This is a genomic window from Hymenobacter sediminicola (assembly GCF_014250515.1).
GTDB lineage: Bacteria > Bacteroidota > Bacteroidia > Cytophagales > Hymenobacteraceae > Hymenobacter > Hymenobacter sediminicola.
This window is the reverse complement of sequence record NZ_CP060202.1, coordinates 808,416-826,195: the sequence shown is the minus strand read 5'-3', so window position 1 is coordinate 826,195 and position 17,780 is coordinate 808,416. Positions and strand designations below refer to the sequence as shown.

The following is a 17,780-nucleotide window of genomic DNA, read 5'->3' as shown; positions in this document are numbered from 1 at the left end:
GGTGTGATGTTATTTCGAAGCTGTTTTACCAGCCTTACGACGAATCTGCTCACCCACGAAGCGCACGCCTTTACCTTTGTAAGGCTCAACTTTGCGCAACGAGCGAATTTTGGCTGCTACCTGACCAAGCAACTGCTTATCAATGCTGGTCAGCGTAACGATAGGGTTTTTACCTTTCTCTGTTACAGCAGTAGCCGTTACTTCCTTCGGCAGAGCCAGGAAGATATTGTGCGAATAGCCCAGCGACAGTTCGAGTGTGGTACCAGCCATAGAAGCTTTGTAACCTACACCTACCAACTCAAGCTTCTCTTCCAGACCGTTGCTAACACCATTTACGGCGTTGTTCAACAGTGAACGGTAGAGGCCGTGCATGGCTTTATGACGCTTTTGCTCAGTTGGGCGCGTAACTACTAGCTGACCGTCTTCGGTTGCTACAGTAATGTCGCGGTCAACTGGAACCAGCAAAGTACCCTTCGGGCCCTTCACGGTTACCGTGTTTTCGTTGCTCACTTCAATCTGCACGTTAGTGGGCAGGCTGATGGGCAGTTTACCAATGCGTGACATAGTCTCGGTTTCCTTTCAGATTAGTAGACGTAGCACAGCACTTCGCCGCCCACGTTTTCGGCTTTCGCCTCTTTCTCCGTCATCACCCCTTTCGAAGTCGACAGGATGGCAACACCCAGACCACTCAGTACGCGAGGCAGGTTTTCTACGTGAGCATACTGACGCAAACCTGGCGTGCTTACACGCTCCAGTTTGGTGATAGCAGGCTGTTTCGTAACCGGGTTGTACTTCAGTGCGATTTTAATCGTGCCTTGTACAGCGGCATCATCAAAACGGTAGCTCTGAATGTAGCCCTTCTTGTAGAGCACCTTCGTGATTTCCTTTTTGATGTTGCTGGCCGGAATTTCCACTACCCGGTGATTTGCCTTGATGGCATTGCGTACCCGGGTCAGGTAGTCAGCAATTGGATCTGTGTTCATGTGACTTAGTAAAAGCGCCACCCTTTTTTAGGGAGCCGCAAAGATATGAAAATTTCGCCGCCACAGAAATGCGGCAGCGAAATTTTCGATTAAGACTTCTTGACTCGAATGCGGCCAATGGTTTCTCTCGGCAACCTGCCAAGTAATGTTGCGTCAACAGCCGAGGCTATCTGGCAACATGTCGAACTACCAGCTCGACTTCGTTACGCCGGGGATTTTGCCAGCCAGCGCCATTTCGCGGAAACGTACCCGGCTGATGCCGAACTTACGCATGTAACCACGGGGACGGCCGTCAATCATGTCCCGGTTGTGCAGGCGCACGGGGGAAGCGTCACGGGGCAGCTTGTCCAGACCTTCATAGTCGCCAGCAGCTTTCAGCGCTTTGCGCTTCTCAGCATAACGGGCAACCGTAGCGATGCGCTTGCGCGCTCTTGCTTTAGCGGATTCCTTAGCCATTAGTTTTGTTTCTTGGCGTTAGCGAACGGCATACCGAAAGCTTTGAGGAGCTCATAGCTCTGCTCATCGTTTTCGGCCGTCGTTACGAAGGTAATGTCCATGCCCGAAATCGACTTAATTTTGTCAATCGAAATTTCGGGGAAGATGATCTGCTCCTTAACGCCCAAGGTATAGTTACCACGGCCGTCAAATCCTTTGTCGTTGATGCCTTTGAAGTCACGAACGCGGGGCAGAGCAATCGTCAGCAGACGATCCATGAACTCGTACATCCGCTCACCACGCAGGGTAACGCGGGCGCCGATGGGCATGCCTTCACGCAGTTTGAAGTTAGACACCGAACGCTTGGCGATAGTGGCTACTGCTTTCTGACCAGCAATGGTCGTCAGCTCATCCACACCGTTATCAACCAGCTTCTTGTCGGCTACAGCCGCACCGATACCACGGTTGATGCAGATCTTGGTGATGCGCGGTACCTGCATGATGCTCTCGAACTGGAATTTCTCCTGGAGCGCCGGTACTACTTCTTTTTTATATTTCTCTTTGAGTCGAGCCATTGTCGTCGTACCGGGTTAGGCGTTTTTCGAGTCAATTGCTTTCACGTTGCTCACGTGAATGCCAGCTTCGATCTTGGTGATGCCACCCTGGGGGTTCTTCGCACTAGGTTTGTTGTGCTTGGTGACCAGGTTCAGGCCTTCCACGATAACGCGCTGCGTCGAACGGTTAACCGACTTGATAACGCCGGTTTTGCCTTTGTCGTCGCCGGCAATCACCTGAACGGTGTCGCCGCTTTTCACGTGCAGTTTCGCGGGTGCTGCTTTCGTTTTCGTTGCCATTGCTTAGAGAACTTCAGGAGCCAGCGAAACAATCTTCATGAACTGCTTCTCGCGCAGTTCGCGGGCCACTGGGCCGAAGATGCGGGTACCGCGGGGCTCGTCGTTATTGTTGAGCAGTACGGCAGCGTTGTCGTCGAAACGAATGTAAGAACCGTCTTTACGACGTACTTCTTTCTTCGTGCGAACTACAACTGCTTTCGATACAGTGCCTTTTTTAGCGTTGCCGGAAGGAATAGCCGATTTGATGGCTACTACAATCTTGTCGCCAACACTAGCGTATTTCTTGCCCGTGCCACCGAGGACACGAATGCAGAGAACTTCTTTGGCGCCGCTGTTATCAGCGACGGTCAGACGGGATTCTTGCTGTATCATCTTACTTGGCGCGTTCTACAATTTCTACCAGTCTCCACCGCTTGTTCTTGCTCAGCGGACGGGTCGACATAATGCGAACCGTATCGCCTTCGCCACATTCGTTGTTCTCGTCGTGGGCCATAAATTTGGTCGACTTGGTAACGAATTTGCCGTAGATCGGGTGTTTCATTTTGCTCTCTACCATCACTGTAATGGACTTGTCCATTTTGGAGGAGGTAACGCGCCCGATGATTTCTTTACGCAGGTTCCGCTCAACGGCGGAGGTAGCCTGCTGTTCTTCGTTGCTTGCCATCGTTAATTAGCAGTGTTATTAGCCTGCTCGTTCTCGCGACGGGTCAGCTCGGTCAACAGACGGGCGACGTTCTTGCGGCTTTGCTTCAGGCGAATCGGGTTTTCCAAAGGCGAAATAGCGTGCGCGAAGCGCAGCGACTGGCCAGAGGCTTGTTCGGTCTTGATCTGGGTTTTCAGGTCCTCAACGGAGAGGGCGCGGATATCGGCGTTCTTCATCTTACTTGCTTTCTACGTAGTCGCGACGAACAACAAACTGAGTGCGTACGGGCAGCTTCTGAGCTGCCAGACGCAGCGACTCCTGAGCCACCTCCAGCGTAACGCCATCCGACTCGAACATGATAGTGCCGGGTTTCACGCAGGCTACCCAATACTCGGGCGAACCTTTACCCTTACCCATCCGCACCTCGGCAGGCTTCTTGGTAATTGGCTTGTCGGGGAAAATGCGGATCCAAACTTGCCCTTCGCGTTTCATGGCGCGGGTCATGGCGATACGGGCTGCCTCAATCTGGCGAGCCGTAATCCAAGCCACTTCCAACGACTTAATAGCGAAAGAACCGAAGTCAATGGAGCTGCCGCGGTAGGCAAGGCCTGTTACGCGACCCTTTTGCATCTTGCGATACTTGGTCCTTTTCGGTTGTAACATGAGTTATTGAAATTGAATTTCTGAAGAAAAGAAACGACTAGCGACGCGGAGCGCCACCGCCCTGGCCGCCACGGTTAGCACCACCTGGGGCACCACCGCCACGGCGCTGGCCACCAGCGGCACCACCGCGGTTGTCACCACCGCCACGGTTCTCACCGCCACGGTCGTTACGGTCACGACGCGGGCCACGGTCGCCGCCACGGTCACCACGCTCACCGCGTGGGCCACGGTCGCCACCACGGCTGTCGTTGCCTTGGTTAGCAGGAACCTGGTTAGGTGACAGGTCGGGCTTGCCGAACACTTCACCACGCATGATCCATACTTTGATGCCGATTTTGCCATACACGGTCTGAGCTTCCGACAAAGCGTAATCGATATCAGCGCGCAGCGTATGCAACGGCGTACGACCTTCTTTGTACTGCTCGGAACGGGCAATTTCAGCACCACCCAAACGACCACCGCACTGGATTTTGATGCCTTCGGCACCAACGCGGATAGCAGCCTGGATAGACATCTTCATGGCGCGGCGGAACGAGATACGAGCCTGCAGCTGCTGAGCAATGCTCTCACCTACCAGCTTGGCGTCGAGTTCCGGGCGCTTGATTTCGAAGATGTTGATCTGAACGTCTTTGCTGGTGATCTGCTTCAGTTCGTCCTTGATCTTATCAACCTCAGCGCCACCCTTACCGATTACTACACCCGGACGAGCCGTATTGATGGTAATGGTGATACGCTTCAGTGTACGCTCAATCACGATGCGGCTAATGCCACCTTTCGGGATACGAGCCATGATATACTTGCGGATTTTTTCGTCCTCCACCAGTTTGTCAGCAAAGTCCTTGCCGCCGTACCAGTTCGAGTCCCATCCTTTAATGACGCCCAGACGGAAGCCAACCGGATTTACTTTCTGTCCCATAGTGCTTATGCGGAGGCTTCTGCCTTGGTTTCAGTGGATTTCTTAGCCGAGCTACGACGTGTCTTCGGCTTGGCTTCAACAGCGGCGTCGGTGGTTTTCGTTTCAGCAGCCTGCTTAGCAGCAGCTTTGCTGCCCAGCGGTTCTACTTTCGAGTCAATCACCAGCGTCACGTGGTTGCTGCGCTTACGGATGCGGTGGCCACGGCCCTGGGGGGCGGGGCGCAGGCGCTTCAGCTGACGGCCTTCATCCACGAAGATAGCCTTGATGTAGAGGTTAGCGTCTTCGATACGCTCTTCCTCGTTGTGCTGCTGCCAGTTGGCCAGAGCCGAGAGGAGAAGCTTTTCAACGCGTGCAGCACCCGAGTTAGCCTCGAATTTCAGCAGACCAAGCGCACGGGTCACTTTCTGACCACGGATCATGTCGGCCACCAAGCGCATCTTGCGCGGCGAGGTGGGGACGTTGCGGAGTTTAGCGGTTGCTTCCATGATTAGCGCTTGCCTTTATCTTTCTTGGCAATGTGTCCACGGAAGTTCCGGGTCGGAGCAAACTCACCGAGTTTGTGTCCTACCATGTTCTCCGTCACATATACCGGGATGAACTTATTGCCGTTGTGAACGGCGAAGGTGTGGCCAACGAAATCAGGCGAAATCATCGAGCGGCGCGACCAAGTCTTCACCACCGATTTTTTGCCGGCTTCATCCATTGCCGTTACTTTCTTCTCGAGCCGGAAGTCAATGTACGGCCCTTTTTTTAGTGAACGTGCCATTGTTTACTTCTTGCCTTTGCGGTTAACGATGAGCTGCTCCGAGTACTTATTCTTGTTGCGGGTCTTCTGACCTTTCGAGAAGATACCGTTACGGCTACGTGGGTGACCACCCGACGATTTGCCTTCGCCACCACCCATTGGGTGATCGACAGGGTTCATAGCGACACCACGAACGCGCGGACGACGACCCAACCAACGGTTACGACCGGCTTTGCCGAGACGTACGTTCATATGGTCACCGTTCGAAACGGTGCCTACCGTAGCCATGCAGGTAACGAGTACCATGCGCATCTCACCGGAAGGCAGTTTCAAGGTGGCGTATTTGTCTTCGCGAGCAACCAACTGAGCGTACGTACCAGCGGAGCGGGCCATAGCGGCACCGTTACCGGGCATCAGCTCGATGTTGTGAACGATGGTACCGAGCGGTATTTCGCGCAGCGGCAGGGCGTTGCCTACTTCCGGGGCTACACCCGAACCTGATACGACTGTAGCACCTACCTCAACGCCCGCAGGAGCGATGATGTAACGCTTCTCACCATCGGCGTACTGAAGCAGGGCGATACGGGCCGTACGGTTCGGATCGTACTCAATCGTTTTCACCGTGGCCGGCACCGAGGCCTTGTCACGCTTGAAGTCGATGATACGATACTTGGCTTTGTGCCCACCGCCGATGTAGCGGTTAGACATTTTACCAGAGTTGTTGCGGCCACCGGAGTTTTTCATGGGTGCCAACAGCGACTTCTCCGGCGTCGACGTCGTAATCTCGTCGAAGGCCGGTGCAATGCGGAAGCGCTGACCCGGTGATGTTGGTCTTAGTTTTTTGAGTGCCATTACTCTTGCTTAGGAAATGCTCTTATGCAGAAAAGGGCGCAGCTTAGATGCCGCTGTAGAAGTCGATAACCTCGCCTTCCTTCACGGTCACGATGGCTTTTTTGCCATGTGCGCGACGGCCCGATACCGAACCACCTTTCGTGAATTTGGACTTCACTTTTCCATTGGTGCGGATCGTGCTGATGCCCGTTACCGTCACACCATAGAACTGCTCGATGTCCTTTTTGATCTGAACCTTGTTGGCGGTACGCTCTACTTCGAAAACGTACTGGCCTTTCTCGTTCAGGCCCGTGGCCTTCTCGGTCACGATGGGTTTTTTCAGCGTGCTCATTATTCAGCAGTGGTATAGAGTTGTTCCAATGCCGTCAGGCCCGCTTCCGACAGCAGTAGCGTGTCGGTGTTCAACAGGTCGTGCGTGTTCAGAGCAACGGGCGTAGCCACGGTGATTTTCTGAATGTTGCGCGCCGACAGCACCACGTTCTTGTCTACTTCGCCAGTTACTAGCAGGGTCTTTTTGCCGTTGTTCAGCTTCAGACCGTTCAGGATGTTGAGGAAGTCTTTGGTCTTGGGAGCCGACAGAGTGATGTTCTCTACCAGAGCCACCTTGCCGTCTTTGGCCAGCGTCGAGAGAGCCGACAGACGAGCAAGACGCTTCGTTTTCTTGTTCAGCTTGAAGCCGTAGTCGCGGGGCTCAGGACCAAAAATCCGGCCGCCACCTACGAATACGCCCGATTTCATCGAGCCAGCACGAGCGCCGCCCGTACCTTTTTGCTTCTTCAGCTTCTTGGTGGTGCCGTGCACTTCGTTGCGCTGCTTCGACTTGTGCGTGCCTTGGCGCTGATTGGCCAGGTACTGCTTCACGTCGAGATACATCACGTGCTCGTTCGGCTCCAGACCGAAGATGGCGTCAGACAGCGTAACCTTGCGGCCGGTGTCTTCGCCTTTGATGTTATATACTGACAGTTCCATCTTCAAGGTTATTTTTCCAGGACCACGAATGAATTCTTGGCACCGGGAATCGAGCCGCTCACCACGATGAGGTTCTTGTCGGCTACAATGCGCATAACCTTCAGGTTCTGCACTTTCACACGGTCGTTACCCATACGGCCACCCATGCGCATTCCTTTGAATACGCGCGAAGGCCACGAGCAAGCACCAATAGAACCGGGGTGACGGCCACGGTTGTGCTGGCCGTGCGTCTGCCCGCCTACACCGGCGAAGTTGTAACGTTTCACAACGCCTTGGAAGCCTTTACCTTTTGAGGTGCCTACTACGTCAACGAATTCACCTTCCTCGAAAAGGGAAGTGTTGATTTCGCTGCCGGCAGTGAAGCTAGCTACCTCGTCGGTACGGAACTCAACGAGTTTTCTTTTGGGAGTAGTTCCGGCTTTAGCGAAATGACCAGCCAATGCTTTGGTGGTGTTTTTCGCCTTCTTCTCGCCGTAACCGAGCTGGATAGCTGTGTAGCCGTCCGTTTCGATAGTCTTAACCTGCGTCACTACACACGGGCCCGCTTCGATGAGCGTGCAAGGAATGTTCTTCCCGTCCGGAGTGAAGAGGCTTGTCATACCGATTTTTTTACCGATGATGCCAGGCATTCTGTTGGGGTTTAGTAAAAGACGCACACGAAAACGCCCAAGTGGCGTTTTCGGAATGGGAGTGCAAAGCTAGGAAATTGTTATGTTATATTCTAGCTGCCTTCTGAAATATTTTCAGTGTCACAGCTTTAGCCTTCATTTGCCCTTCCCCTTCCAGATCAATTGCCTATGAAAATTGGCTTTTACCATTTTAAGGAGTATCCAAAAGCAAAACACCCCACCAGCTCCGTAGAACCAGTGGGGTGTTTTGTTAGCTATTCGCTAAAATCAGTCCTCAGACTTTGATTTCAACGTCAACGCCGCTGGGCAGTTCTAGCTTCATCAGTGCATCTACCGTTTTCGACGAAGTCGAGTAGATGTCCACGAGACGCTTGTAAGTGCAGAGCTGAAATTGCTCACGCGACTTCTTGTTCACGTGGGGCGAACGAAGTACAGTGAATTTTTCCTTGACGGTCGGCAAGGGAATAGGACCGCTAACGATAGCGCCCGTAGCCTTCACCGCCTTCACGATCTTCTCCGACGATTTGTCCACCAAGTTGTGGTCGTAGGATTTGAGTTTGATGCGAATCTTCTGGTTCATGTCTATTGAATGAAAGCGGTATTAGCGAATGGCGTTACCCTTTTGCTTGGCGATGATAGCCTCAGCAAGGTTGTTGGGCACCTGGTCGTAGTGCGAGAACGTCAGCGAAGCTGAAGCACGGCCCGACGAGATGGTACGCAGGGTCGTTACGTAGCCGAACAGTTCCGACAGCGGAACGTCAGCCTTGATAACGTTGGCACCACCTTTCGTGTCCATACCCTTCATGATACCACGACGACGGTTTAGGTCACCCGTTACCGAGCCGGTGTATTCATCAGGAGAAACTACTTCTACAGCCATGATCGGCTCGAGCAGTTTAGGACCAGCTTGTTTGCCTGCTTCGCGGAAACCGCCACGAGCTGCGAGTTCGAACGACAGGGCGTCCGAGTCAACATCATGGTAGGAACCGTAGTACAGACGCACGCGCATGCCTTCGATAGGAAAGCCAGCCAATGGACCGTTCTTCATTGCCTCTTCGAAGCCTTTCTGAACTGGGGCGATAAATTCGCGAGGGATAACACCACCGGTGATGTCGTTCACGAACTCCAGACCTGGTTTCTCCGGATCGGTTTCTTTCGGACCGAGTTCGAATACGATGTCGCCGAATTTACCACGGCCACCCGTCTGCTTCTTGTAGGTTTCGCGGTGCTCTACCTTCTTGGTCAGAATCTCCTTGTAGGCTACCATTGGGGCGCCCTGGTTGATTTCCACCTTGAACTCACGACGCATACGGTCGATGATGATTTCGAGGTGAAGCTCGCCCATGCCTTTCAGTACCGTCTGGCCCGTCTCGGGGTCAGTCTGAACTACGAGGGTAGGATCTTCTTCCACAAGTTTGGCAATTGCCATACCCATCTTATCCACGTCCGCCTGAGTTTTAGGCTCAATGGCGTAGCCGATAACCGGCTCAGGGAACGACATCGACTCGAGTACGATGCGCGACTTTTCGTCGGTCAGCGTATCACCCGTTTTGATGTCTTTGAAACCCACGCCGGCAGCAATGTCACCAGCTTGGATTTTGTCGATGGGGTTCTGCTTGTTGGAGTGCATCTGCATCAGACGCGAGATACGCTCCTTCTTGTTCGTGCGGTTATTGTGCACGTACGAACCAGCATCCAGCACGCCGCTGTAGCAGCGGAAGAAGCACAGACGACCTACGAATGGGTCGGTGGCAATCTTGAACGCCAGCGCAGTGAAGGGCTCCGCGTTGTCCGGATGACGCTCGATTTCCTCGCCGGTGTCGGGGTTGGTACCGATGATGGCGGGCATATCCAGCGGCGACGGCAGGTATGCCATTACGCCATCTAGCATCGACTGTACACCTTTGTTTTTGAACGCCGAACCGCACATTACGGGCGAGAACTTCATGTCGATAACCGCCTGGCGGATAACGACCATCATTTCGTCGCGGGTGATGCTTTCTGGATCTTCGAAGAATTTCTCCAACAGACGGTCATCGTACTCAGCTACGCTCTCGATGAGCTTCTGACGCCACTCAGCTACCGTTTCCACCAAATCCTCGGGAACCGGAATTTCGTGGTACGATTTGCCTTGCGTAGCATCATCCCATACGATGGCTTTGCCAGTCAGCAGATCGACAACACCTTTGAAGGTATCTTCAGCACCAATCGGGATTTGCAGCGGCACTGGGTTTGCACCCAATTTGTCCTTAATCTCGGCTACTGCCTTGAAGAAGTCAGCGCCGGCACGGTCCATCTTGTTGACGAAGCAAATGCGGGGCACTTTGTACTTGTCAGCCTGACGCCATACAGTCTCGGACTGAGGCTCAACACCCGACACAGCGCAAAACAGAGCAACAGCACCATCAAGTACGCGCAGCGAGCGTTCTACTTCTACCGTGAAGTCAACGTGGCCGGGAGTATCGATGAGGTTGATTTTGTACTGTTTGGTGTCTGGCGTTGGGTCACCGTTGGCATCGGTGGGGTAGTTCCAGAACGTGGTGGTAGCAGCCGAAGTGATGGTGATACCCCGCTCCTGCTCCTGCTCCATCCAGTCCATCGTGGCGGCACCTTCGTGCACTTCCCCGATTTTGTGGGTCTTACCGGTATAATAGAGAATGCGCTCCGAAGTCGTGGTCTTACCGGCGTCGATGTGCGCCATAATCCCGATGTTCCGGAGGTATTGCAGGTCTTTGTTAACAGCCATTGCTTTATTGTGACGGAGGAACGTTAAAAGTTGAGCTAGCAGAACGTGAAAATCACTTTTCTCATTCCCGACGAAGCTCGGACTTCTAAAGCCCCTGCCATGTCTGATTAGAAGCGGAAGTGCGAGAAGGCCTTGTTGGCTTCCGCCATCCGGTGCGTGTCGTCCTTTTTCTTAACGGCAGCACCTTCACCTTTGGCAGCAGCAATGATTTCGCCAGCCAGCTTGTCCTTCATGGTCTTCTCACCACGACGACGAGCGTACTGAATCAGCCACTTCGAACCTACAGCAATACGACGGTCTGGACGAACTTCGATTGGAACCTGGAAGGTAGCACCACCTACACGGCGGCTCTTCACTTCTACGGTCGGCATTACGTTGTTCAGGGCTTTGCGCCACATCTCCACGCCGCTTTCTTTGGTGCGCTGCTCAACAAGCTCGCAGGCATCATAGAAAATGGTGTAAGCAAGGTTTTTCTTCCCGTCATACATCATGTAGTTGACGAAACGGGTTACCAGCGTCTCCTTGTATTTGGGGTCGGGCAGGAGGATGCGCTTCTTTGGTTTTGACTTTCTCATGGGTGTAGAAATGAGCTGAGGTAGCGGGTAAGTGGGATAAGAACCATGTGCTATCCAGCACTTCGCACTACCTCACTCGGTTTCAATTACTTTTTCTTGCCGGGAGCGGGTTTGCCACCTTTGCCTGCAGGGGCTTGGCCTGGCTTCGGACGCTTAGCACCGTACTTCGAGCGGCGCTGCAGACGGCCGTTTACACCGGCGGTATCAAGAGCACCACGGATGATGTGGTAACGTACACCGGGAAGGTCTTTTACACGACCACCACGGATCAGCACGATGCTGTGCTCCTGCAGGTTGTGGCCTTCACCTGGGATGTAGGCGTTAACTTCTTTGCCGTTGGTGAGGCGCACACGGGCCACTTTACGCATAGCCGAGTTCGGCTTCTTAGGCGTGGTGGTGTACACACGGGTGCAAACGCCACGGCGCTGCGGGCACGAGTCAAGAGCCGGCGACTTCGACTTCGTCGTCAGCTTCTCGCGGCCTTTTCGTACTAACTGGTTGATGGTAGGCATCTACGGTATGTTTTGTCAAGGAGGGTTCTCTCCCAAAAATTAGGCTTGCAAAGGTAGAAAAGTCAGGATGAAATAGCAAACGAGTTGGAATAGTTTGTTTTAGAGACGGGCCCGAAGCTGTTTCAGGTGGTTTTTGGACCTACAACAGCTGCTTCACTCAGTCCAATCATCCTTCTGCATGTTGAACATTGCATGCCGCTTATGTGCTGGCTGCAAATTGCACCTAAAAAAGCCAGGGCCTTTATCTTCCCGATAAAAGCCCTGGCTTATGTGGTACTATGGCAATAATTACGCCTCTCCTATTTTCCCTCCGAATCCCATCGGATACATTGGGGAGTCAGGTTGCTGCTTAATGGTGCCATTGGCCTGCTCATACCGTTCTATGTTTTCTGTCAGGGCTGCTACCAGCCGCTTGGCGTGCTCGGGCGTGAGAATGATGCGGGATTTTACCTTGGCTTTCGGCAGGCCGGGCATCAGCCGAATGAAGTCGATAACGAATTCGCTGCTGCTATGCGCAATCATAGCCAAGTTGGCGTACTCGCCTTCGGCAATATCTTCCGACAGCTCGATGTTGATGGCGTTTGGATCTTGCGGTTGTGGCGCTTCGGCGTCGGGTTGGGTGGGTTGGTTCATGAAGTGGTTAGTCAAGATTTGGCTTCTGGCGGATGTACGAATATATGCCTATGGCTACTACTATAATGAATGGGGCACTTGCTTGAAGAATAATTTGCAGGTCACTTGGGTGACGCGGAAATAGCCACTGTTCTGTTTGTCTTACCCAAGCGAAGTGGCTGGCTCCTTTCCAGAACCACGAAAGCATTTTACAGACCAGCACCAATAAGAAGCTTACGGAGCAGATCCCAAAGACTACTTGAATTATTTCTGGCAGTCTGTCAAAAAGCTGTTTTATGCTATCCACAAGTATAACTCTAGGCGTAGGTCGGGAACAAAGTAAAAGAAAAAGCCGGCCGAATTGCTTCGACCGGCTTCTCCTGTTTACTCAGCTTCTAGCTTATTCCGAAACTGACTCGCGGCGGGGTGCGCGCGAAGCCCGTTTGGCTGGAGCTGGCGTATCGTCGGTTTTGGCAGCCTGTTGGGCTTCCAACTCTTCCTTCGAGCCCACAATCTGACGCGTGTATTCGCGCAGACCGGTACCAGCCGGGATGAGGTGACCTACGATTACGTTTTCCTTCAGACCCAACAGTTCGTCGGCTTTGCCACGGATGGCAGCTTCCGACAGCACCTTGGTCGTTTCCTGGAAGGATGCGGCCGAGATGAACGACTGAGTACCCAGCGAAGCCTGGGTGATACCCTGCAGCGTAGGACGGGATACCGAAGGCTGTGCGTCGCGCACTTCTACCAAGGCCAGGTCGCGGCGGCGCAGGCTGCTGTTCTCGTCGCGCAGGCGACGAGCCGTTACAATCTGGCCAGGCTTCAGGTTGGTCGAGTCGCCGGCATTCGTTACCACCTTCATGTCGATGATGGTATCGTTTTCCTCCATGAAGATAATCTTGTCGATTACCTGGTGTTCCAGGAAGGTTGTGTCGCCGGCGTCCAGAATTACAACTTTCTGCATCATCTGGCGAACTACCACTTCGATGTGCTTATCGTTGATTTTCACACCCTGCAAGCGGTATACTTCCTGAATCTCATTCACGAGGTACTCCTGCACGGCACCTGGGCCCTGAATGCTCAAGATATCCGAAGGCGTGATGGCACCGTCTGAAAGCGGTGAGCCAGCGCGGATGAAGTCGTTGTCTTGCACCAGAATGTGCTTGGACAGCGGCACCATGTACTTCTTCTTGACGCCGTCTTTCGACTCCACGAAGATTTCACGGTTACCACGCTTCACCGTACCGTAGGTTACTACACCGTCGATTTCAGCCACAACAGCCGGGTTCGAGGGGTTACGCGCTTCGAAAAGCTCCGTAACACGGGGCAGACCACCGGTAATGTCGCGGGTTTTGCCCACGGCACGCGGAATCTTAGCCAAGATTTGACCAGCCTTGATTTTCTCGCCATTCTCCACGTTCAAGTGGGAGCCTACCGGGATAGAGTAGCCCTTCGAACCTTCCATGTCGCCCTTTTTACCAGGGCGCACGATGATGGCAGGGTTTTGATCCTTCGCCTTCGATTCGATAATTACTTTCTCACGGTGACCGGTCTGCTCATCCGATTCCTCACGGTAGGTAATGCCTTCCGTAATGGCGTCATACTGAACGGTACCGTCAAACTCGGCCAGAATAACGGCGTTGTAAGGGTCCCAGTTGTTCAGCTCCGCGCCCTTCTCTACCTCTTGACCTTCTTCTACCAGCAGGAACGAGCCGTACGGCACGTGGTTCGAGATGAACACTTTGCCCGTGCCTTTCTCTACGATGCGGATTTCGCCCGAGCGACCCATCACCACTTTCACCGGCTCCCCATCAGGGTTGGCGGTTTCTACAGTCCGGATGTCTTCGAACTCTACTACACCGGCGAATTTCGCCTTCAGGCTGGCTTCAACCGCAATGTTGGATGCTGTACCACCTACGTGGAAGGTGCGCAGGGTCAGCTGGGTGCCGGGTTCACCGATAGACTGGGCAGCAATTACGCCGACAGCCTCCCCTTTCTGTACCATGCGGCCCGACGACAGGTTACGGCCGTAGCACTTGCCGCAGATACCACGCTTCGACTCGCAGGTCAGTACCGAACGGATTTCTACCGATTCGATGCTGGTGTTGTCGATGCGACGCGTGATTTCCTCGGTGATTTCATCACCAGCAGTCAGGATAATTTCATCCGTCAGCGGGTCGATGATATCGTGCACCGCTACGCGGCCCAGGATACGCTCAGCCAGCGGCTCTACTACGTCCTCGTTGTCTTTCAACGCGAAGGTTTCGATACCGCGGAGAGTACCGCAGTCTACTTCGTTCACGATTACGTCCTGCGATACGTCTACCAGACGACGGGTCAGGTAGCCGGCGTCGGCCGTTTTCAGAGCCGTGTCAGCCAGACCCTTACGGGCACCGTGAGTCGAAATGAAGTACTCGATTACGTCCAGGCCTTCTTTGAAGTTAGACAGAATCGGGTTTTCGATAATCTCACCTACCGAACCCTGTAGCGACTTCTGTGGCTTAGCCATCAGACCCCGCATACCGCCGAGCTGACGAATCTGCTCACGCGAGCCACGAGCACCGGAGTGCATCATCATGTAAATCGAGTTGAAGCCCTGGTTCTCCTTTTCGAGGCGACCCATGAGGGTTTCAGTGATTTGGTTGTTGATGCGGGTCCAGATATCGATAACCTGGTTGTAACGCTCGTTGTCGGTAATCAGACCCATCTGGTAGTTCTGAGTAACGGCTTTCACGTCGGCTTGCGCCTGCGCAATCAGAGCGTCCTTCTCCTTCGGAATCTGGATGTCGCCCAGCCCCATCGACAGACCACCTTTGTAAGCCGACTGGAAACCCAGCGTCTTGATGTCGTCGAGGAACTGTGCCGTGCGAGCCATGCCCGTACGCTTGAACACCATCGAAATGATCTGCTGTAGCTTTTTCTTGGTCAGCAGCTCATCTACGAAACCTACTTCTGTAGGCACAAGCTGGTTGAACAGCACGCGGCCGGCAACCGTCTCGATGATCTTCGTCACAAGGTTATCTTCCTCATCACGAACCTGCGTGCGCACCTTGATATAGGCGTGCTTCGACAGTTGACCTTCGTTAAGGGCAATAACCACTTCTTCATCTGAGTAGAAGATGCGGCCTTCGCCCTGGATGCTTTCCTCTTCGGTGCTGCGCTTTCCTTTGGTTACGTAGTACAAGCCCAGAACCATGTCCTGCGACGGTACCGCAATAGGCGCGCCGTTGGCAGGGTTCAGGATGTTGTGCGACGCCAGCATGAGCATGGAGGCTTCCAAGATAGCGGCCGGTCCGAGTGGAACGTGCACAGCCATCTGGTCACCGTCAAAGTCAGCGTTGAAGGCCGTACAAACGAGCGGGTGCAGCTGGATAGCCTTGCCCTCGATGAGGCGCGGCTGGAATGCTTGGATACCCAGACGGTGAAGCGTAGGAGCCCGGTTGAGCAGCACTGGGTGGCCTTTCAGCACGTTCTCCAGGATGTCCCATACCACAGCATCCTTGCGGTCCACAATCTTCTTAGCCGATTTCACCGTCTTCACGATGCCGCGCTCGATGAGCTTGCGGATGATGAACGGCTTAAACAGCTCGGCGGCCATGTTCTTGGGCAGACCGCACTCGTGCAGTTTCAGCTCAGGACCTACCACGATAACCGAACGACCCGAGTAATCGACACGCTTACCGAGCAAGTTCTGACGGAAGCGGCCCTGCTTGCCTTTCAGCATATCGGACAGCGACTTCAGGGCACGGTTACCTTCGGCGCGCACGGCATTCACCTTACGCGAGTTGTCGAACAGCGAATCCACGGCTTCCTGCAGCATGCGCTTCTCGTTCCGCAGAATCACCTCGGGGGCCTTGATTTCGATCAGGCGCTTGAGGCGGTTGTTACGGATGATGACGCGACGGTACAGGTCGTTCAAGTCGGAGGTAGCGAAACGGCCACCATCGAGCGGAACAAGTGGGCGCAACTCCGGGGGAATAACAGGCACCATGCGGATAACCATCCACTCGGGCTTGTTTTCCACGCGGGTCGAGGCATCCCGAAACGCTTCCACTACGCGCAGGCGCTTCAACGCCTCAGCTTTCCGCTGCTGCGAAGTTTCGTGGGCGGCAGAGTCACGCAACGAGTAGCTCAGTTCGTCCAAGTTGATGCGCTCCAACAGGAGTTGCAGGGCATCAGCACCCATGCGGGCGATGAACTTGTTGGGGTCCTCGTTCGGCAGCATCTGATTCTCGCGGGGGAGCTTGTCGATGATGTCGAGGTATTCGTCTTCGGTGAGGAAGTCGAGCTGCTGCACGCCTTCTTCGCCCAATACGCCGGGCTGTACTACTACGTACCGCTCGTAATAGATAATTTGGTCGAGCTTCTTGGTAGGCAGGCCCAGCAGGTAGCCGATTTTATTGGGCAGGGACTTGAAGTACCATATATGCGCAACAGGCACCACCAGTTCGATGTGGCCCATCCGCTCCCGGCGTACTTTCTTCTCGGTCACCTCCACGCCGCAACGGTCGCAGATGATGCCTTTGTAGCGAATCCGCTTGTATTTGCCGCAGTGGCATTCCCAGTCCTTCACGGGACCGAAAATCCGCTCGCAAAACAGGCCGCCCATCTCGGGCTTGTACGTCCGGTAGTTGATCGTCTCGGGTTTTACTACTTCACCATTCGACCGCTCCAAGATGGATTCGGGCGAGGCCAGCGAAATGGTAACTTTCGAGAAGTCCTGTACCAGTTTCTTGTTTTTTGCAAACGCCATGTAGGGTAGCTGTTATTAGCTGGTGGCTTGTTTTCTGTCCGTTGGTTCCGCCAGTCTTAAGAATGGTCGGAAAGAACGTAACAGTTCGACTCTGCGAAAAGTGCTCTGCGGGTCGGACAGGTACGCCACGCAGTAGTTTTTCGCCAGGTCTATACTCCGAATCAAGCTTTGCAAGACTATTTCATTTTCTCTGACGACGTTCTGACCATGTCTCGGAACATCAGATATGAAGTGTCTATTAAGCTATGACTACTGTGTTTCAATTAAGCTTCTTTGAATGCGGCTAAGTCTCCTTCCATGATAGCAAGCCGGTCTAGGTATTCTTGAAGCAGCTTTTCATCGTTTCCAAAATCATCCCCGACATCACCTTGCGTTTGCTCGCCTTCCGCTAAATCTTTCTCGTGAATCATTTTCTGCCGCACAATTGCAGTTTTTACAAGCTGCTTCAACTCTGCATTAATGCTTCCCGTGATTTTGCATTGGCCAAATCCTACGCCGATGATTGTCCGGTCCATGCACCCAATGAAGCTTGGATCTTCCTCTTCAAGCTTCCGAATTTCCTCAGCACCTGTTAAGCCTGAAGCCCATTTGCTTTGATAGGCAAACCCATATTCATCAATGGTTTGGAACAGCCAATTGATAATCTTATCTCTCCCTTTGGTTTCTTGGTACCACTCGGTCAATGAAAGCAGAGCATCAGCACCATCATCATTACCGAAAGGAGAGAAATCGTCAACGCAGTCGAAGTAGAATTCTTCTTTTACTACAGCGGTGAAATCAGGGTGACTGGTTTGGATTGCCAATCCCTCTGCTTCGTCGTCGAAGTAAAATCTCTGCTCTTTCATTTGGCCTATTGATTAAGACTTGAAAAGTGGCTGCCGATACTTGTGCAT

General features: G+C 53.4%; 21 protein-coding genes and 2 pseudogenes. All 23 read right to left on the bottom strand.

Annotation, left to right across the window (positions count from 1 at the left end):
• Positions 1-9: 9 nt before the first annotated feature.
• Positions 10-564, bottom strand: a complete 555-nt coding sequence (gene rplF / locus H4317_RS03545) for a 50S ribosomal protein L6 (protein WP_185888787.1) — start codon at positions 562-564, stop codon at positions 10-12.
• A 20-nt stretch (positions 565-584) separates the two neighbouring features.
• On the bottom strand, positions 585-983 hold the full coding sequence (rpsH, locus tag H4317_RS03540) for a 30S ribosomal protein S8 (protein ID WP_073281292.1): 399 nt from the start codon (positions 981-983) through the stop codon (positions 585-587).
• A 186-nt stretch (positions 984-1,169) separates the two neighbouring features.
• Positions 1,170-1,439 carry a 30S ribosomal protein S14 gene (gene rpsN, locus H4317_RS03535; protein WP_073281291.1) on the bottom strand — a complete coding sequence of 90 codons (270 nt, stop codon included), beginning with the start codon at positions 1,437-1,439 and terminating at the stop codon, positions 1,170-1,172.
• On the bottom strand, positions 1,439-1,993 hold the full coding sequence (rplE, locus tag H4317_RS03530) for a 50S ribosomal protein L5 (protein WP_073281290.1): 555 nt from the start codon (positions 1,991-1,993) through the stop codon (positions 1,439-1,441). Before rplE ends, rpsN begins: the two co-directional genes overlap by 1 nt.
• Before the next feature lie 24 nt (positions 1,994-2,017).
• A pseudogene (gene rplX, locus H4317_RS03525) lies at positions 2,018-2,272 on the bottom strand (50S ribosomal protein L24); the annotation flags it as partial.
• 3 nt (positions 2,273-2,275) lie between these two features.
• On the bottom strand, positions 2,276-2,644 hold the full coding sequence (gene rplN, locus H4317_RS03520; RefSeq protein ID WP_044003245.1) for a 50S ribosomal protein L14: 369 nt from the start codon (positions 2,642-2,644) through the stop codon (positions 2,276-2,278).
• A gap of 1 nt (position 2,645) precedes the next feature.
• Positions 2,646-2,936 (bottom strand): 30S ribosomal protein S17, encoded by a 291-nt coding sequence (gene rpsQ / locus H4317_RS03515; RefSeq protein WP_185888786.1) that lies wholly within the window; start codon positions 2,934-2,936, stop codon positions 2,646-2,648.
• A gap of 2 nt (positions 2,937-2,938) precedes the next feature.
• Entirely contained in the window at positions 2,939-3,151 is a 213-nt protein-coding gene (gene rpmC / locus H4317_RS03510; RefSeq protein WP_185888785.1) for a 50S ribosomal protein L29, read from the bottom strand.
• A 1-nt stretch (position 3,152) separates the two neighbouring features.
• Complete coding sequence (rplP, locus tag H4317_RS03505; protein WP_073281286.1) at positions 3,153-3,578, bottom strand: 50S ribosomal protein L16; 426 nt, start codon at positions 3,576-3,578, stop codon at positions 3,153-3,155.
• A 37-nt stretch (positions 3,579-3,615) separates the two neighbouring features.
• Entirely contained in the window at positions 3,616-4,494 is an 879-nt protein-coding gene (rpsC, locus tag H4317_RS03500; protein ID WP_185888784.1) for a 30S ribosomal protein S3, read from the bottom strand.
• Positions 4,495-4,634: 140 nt separating this feature from the next.
• Positions 4,635-4,979 (bottom strand): annotated as a pseudogene (gene rplV, locus H4317_RS03495) (50S ribosomal protein L22); the annotation flags it as partial.
• A 2-nt stretch (positions 4,980-4,981) separates the two neighbouring features.
• Entirely contained in the window at positions 4,982-5,260 is a 279-nt protein-coding gene (gene rpsS, locus H4317_RS03490) for a 30S ribosomal protein S19 (RefSeq protein WP_073281283.1), read from the bottom strand.
• Positions 5,261-5,263: 3 nt separating this feature from the next.
• Positions 5,264-6,091, bottom strand: coding sequence for a 50S ribosomal protein L2 (gene rplB, locus H4317_RS03485; RefSeq protein ID WP_073281282.1), 828 nt, complete (start codon positions 6,089-6,091; stop codon positions 5,264-5,266).
• 43 nt (positions 6,092-6,134) lie between these two features.
• A complete protein-coding gene (rplW, locus tag H4317_RS03480; RefSeq protein ID WP_073281281.1) occupies positions 6,135-6,422 on the bottom strand; it encodes a 50S ribosomal protein L23 in 288 nt (95 codons plus the stop codon).
• Complete coding sequence (gene rplD / locus H4317_RS03475) at positions 6,422-7,060, bottom strand: 50S ribosomal protein L4 (RefSeq protein ID WP_073281486.1); 639 nt, start codon at positions 7,058-7,060, stop codon at positions 6,422-6,424. The genes rplW and rplD overlap by 1 nt, the downstream gene beginning before the upstream one ends.
• An 8-nt stretch (positions 7,061-7,068) precedes the next feature.
• The gene (gene rplC / locus H4317_RS03470) at positions 7,069-7,689 is read right to left on the bottom strand and encodes a 50S ribosomal protein L3 (RefSeq protein WP_185888782.1); all 621 of its coding nucleotides are present in this window, start codon (positions 7,687-7,689) and stop codon (positions 7,069-7,071) included.
• Between the two features lie 274 nt (positions 7,690-7,963).
• Positions 7,964-8,269: a 30S ribosomal protein S10 gene (gene rpsJ / locus H4317_RS03465; RefSeq protein ID WP_073281279.1), complete on the bottom strand. Its 306-nt coding sequence runs from the start codon at positions 8,267-8,269 to the stop codon at positions 7,964-7,966.
• Positions 8,270-8,290: 21 nt separating this feature from the next.
• Positions 8,291-10,435 carry an elongation factor G gene (gene fusA, locus H4317_RS03460; RefSeq protein WP_185888781.1) on the bottom strand — a complete coding sequence of 715 codons (2,145 nt, stop codon included), beginning with the start codon at positions 10,433-10,435 and terminating at the stop codon, positions 8,291-8,293.
• Positions 10,436-10,542: 107 nt separating this feature from the next.
• Positions 10,543-11,010: a 30S ribosomal protein S7 gene (gene rpsG, locus H4317_RS03455; protein WP_073281277.1), complete on the bottom strand. Its 468-nt coding sequence runs from the start codon at positions 11,008-11,010 to the stop codon at positions 10,543-10,545.
• 86 nt (positions 11,011-11,096) lie between these two features.
• A complete protein-coding gene (gene rpsL, locus H4317_RS03450) occupies positions 11,097-11,522 on the bottom strand; it encodes a 30S ribosomal protein S12 (RefSeq protein WP_073281276.1) in 426 nt (141 codons plus the stop codon).
• 288 nt (positions 11,523-11,810) lie between these two features.
• Positions 11,811-12,155: a DUF3467 domain-containing protein gene (locus H4317_RS03445; RefSeq protein ID WP_185888780.1), complete on the bottom strand. Its 345-nt coding sequence runs from the start codon at positions 12,153-12,155 to the stop codon at positions 11,811-11,813.
• Positions 12,156-12,534: 379 nt separating this feature from the next.
• Positions 12,535-16,887, bottom strand: coding sequence for a DNA-directed RNA polymerase subunit beta' (gene rpoC / locus H4317_RS03440; RefSeq protein WP_185888779.1), 4,353 nt, complete (start codon positions 16,885-16,887; stop codon positions 12,535-12,537).
• Between the two features lie 263 nt (positions 16,888-17,150).
• A complete protein-coding gene (locus tag H4317_RS03435) occupies positions 17,151-17,732 on the bottom strand; it encodes a hypothetical protein (protein ID WP_185888778.1) in 582 nt (193 codons plus the stop codon).
• Positions 17,733-17,780 lie beyond the last annotated feature (48 nt).

What these genes read in the sequence shown, in the direction of transcription:
- rplC (WP_185888782.1), bottom strand. Translation starts at nt 7,689, where the DNA reads ATGCCTGGCATCATCGGTAAAAAAATCGGTATGACAAGCCTCTTCACT.
- rpsQ (WP_185888786.1), bottom strand. Translation starts at nt 2,936, where the DNA reads ATGGCAAGCAACGAAGAACAGCAGGCTACCTCCGCCGTTGAGCGGAAC.
- rpsG (WP_073281277.1), bottom strand. Translation starts at nt 11,010, where the DNA reads ATGAGAAAGTCAAAACCAAAGAAGCGCATCCTCCTGCCCGACCCCAAA.
- rpmC (WP_185888785.1), bottom strand. Translation starts at nt 3,151, where the DNA reads ATGAAGAACGCCGATATCCGCGCCCTCTCCGTTGAGGACCTGAAAACC.
- rpsS (WP_073281283.1), bottom strand. Translation starts at nt 5,260, where the DNA reads ATGGCACGTTCACTAAAAAAAGGGCCGTACATTGACTTCCGGCTCGAG.
- rplD (WP_073281486.1), bottom strand. Translation starts at nt 7,060, where the DNA reads ATGGAACTGTCAGTATATAACATCAAAGGCGAAGACACCGGCCGCAAG.
- H4317_RS03435 (WP_185888778.1), bottom strand. Translation starts at nt 17,732, where the DNA reads ATGAAAGAGCAGAGATTTTACTTCGACGACGAAGCAGAGGGATTGGCA.
- rpsN (WP_073281291.1), bottom strand. Translation starts at nt 1,439, where the DNA reads ATGGCTAAGGAATCCGCTAAAGCAAGAGCGCGCAAGCGCATCGCTACG.
- rplP (WP_073281286.1), bottom strand. Translation starts at nt 3,578, where the DNA reads ATGTTACAACCGAAAAGGACCAAGTATCGCAAGATGCAAAAGGGTCGC.
- rpsC (WP_185888784.1), bottom strand. Translation starts at nt 4,494, where the DNA reads ATGGGACAGAAAGTAAATCCGGTTGGCTTCCGTCTGGGCGTCATTAAA.
- rplF (WP_185888787.1), bottom strand. Translation starts at nt 564, where the DNA reads ATGTCACGCATTGGTAAACTGCCCATCAGCCTGCCCACTAACGTGCAG.
- rplN (WP_044003245.1), bottom strand. Translation starts at nt 2,644, where the DNA reads ATGATACAGCAAGAATCCCGTCTGACCGTCGCTGATAACAGCGGCGCC.
- fusA (WP_185888781.1), bottom strand. Translation starts at nt 10,435, where the DNA reads ATGGCTGTTAACAAAGACCTGCAATACCTCCGGAACATCGGGATTATG.
- rplE (WP_073281290.1), bottom strand. Translation starts at nt 1,993, where the DNA reads ATGGCTCGACTCAAAGAGAAATATAAAAAAGAAGTAGTACCGGCGCTC.
- rpsJ (WP_073281279.1), bottom strand. Translation starts at nt 8,269, where the DNA reads ATGAACCAGAAGATTCGCATCAAACTCAAATCCTACGACCACAACTTG.
- rpoC (WP_185888779.1), bottom strand. Translation starts at nt 16,887, where the DNA reads ATGGCGTTTGCAAAAAACAAGAAACTGGTACAGGACTTCTCGAAAGTT.
- H4317_RS03445 (WP_185888780.1), bottom strand. Translation starts at nt 12,155, where the DNA reads ATGAACCAACCCACCCAACCCGACGCCGAAGCGCCACAACCGCAAGAT.
- rpsH (WP_073281292.1), bottom strand. Translation starts at nt 983, where the DNA reads ATGAACACAGATCCAATTGCTGACTACCTGACCCGGGTACGCAATGCC.
- rplW (WP_073281281.1), bottom strand. Translation starts at nt 6,422, where the DNA reads ATGAGCACGCTGAAAAAACCCATCGTGACCGAGAAGGCCACGGGCCTG.
- rpsL (WP_073281276.1), bottom strand. Translation starts at nt 11,522, where the DNA reads ATGCCTACCATCAACCAGTTAGTACGAAAAGGCCGCGAGAAGCTGACG.
- rplB (WP_073281282.1), bottom strand. Translation starts at nt 6,091, where the DNA reads ATGGCACTCAAAAAACTAAGACCAACATCACCGGGTCAGCGCTTCCGC.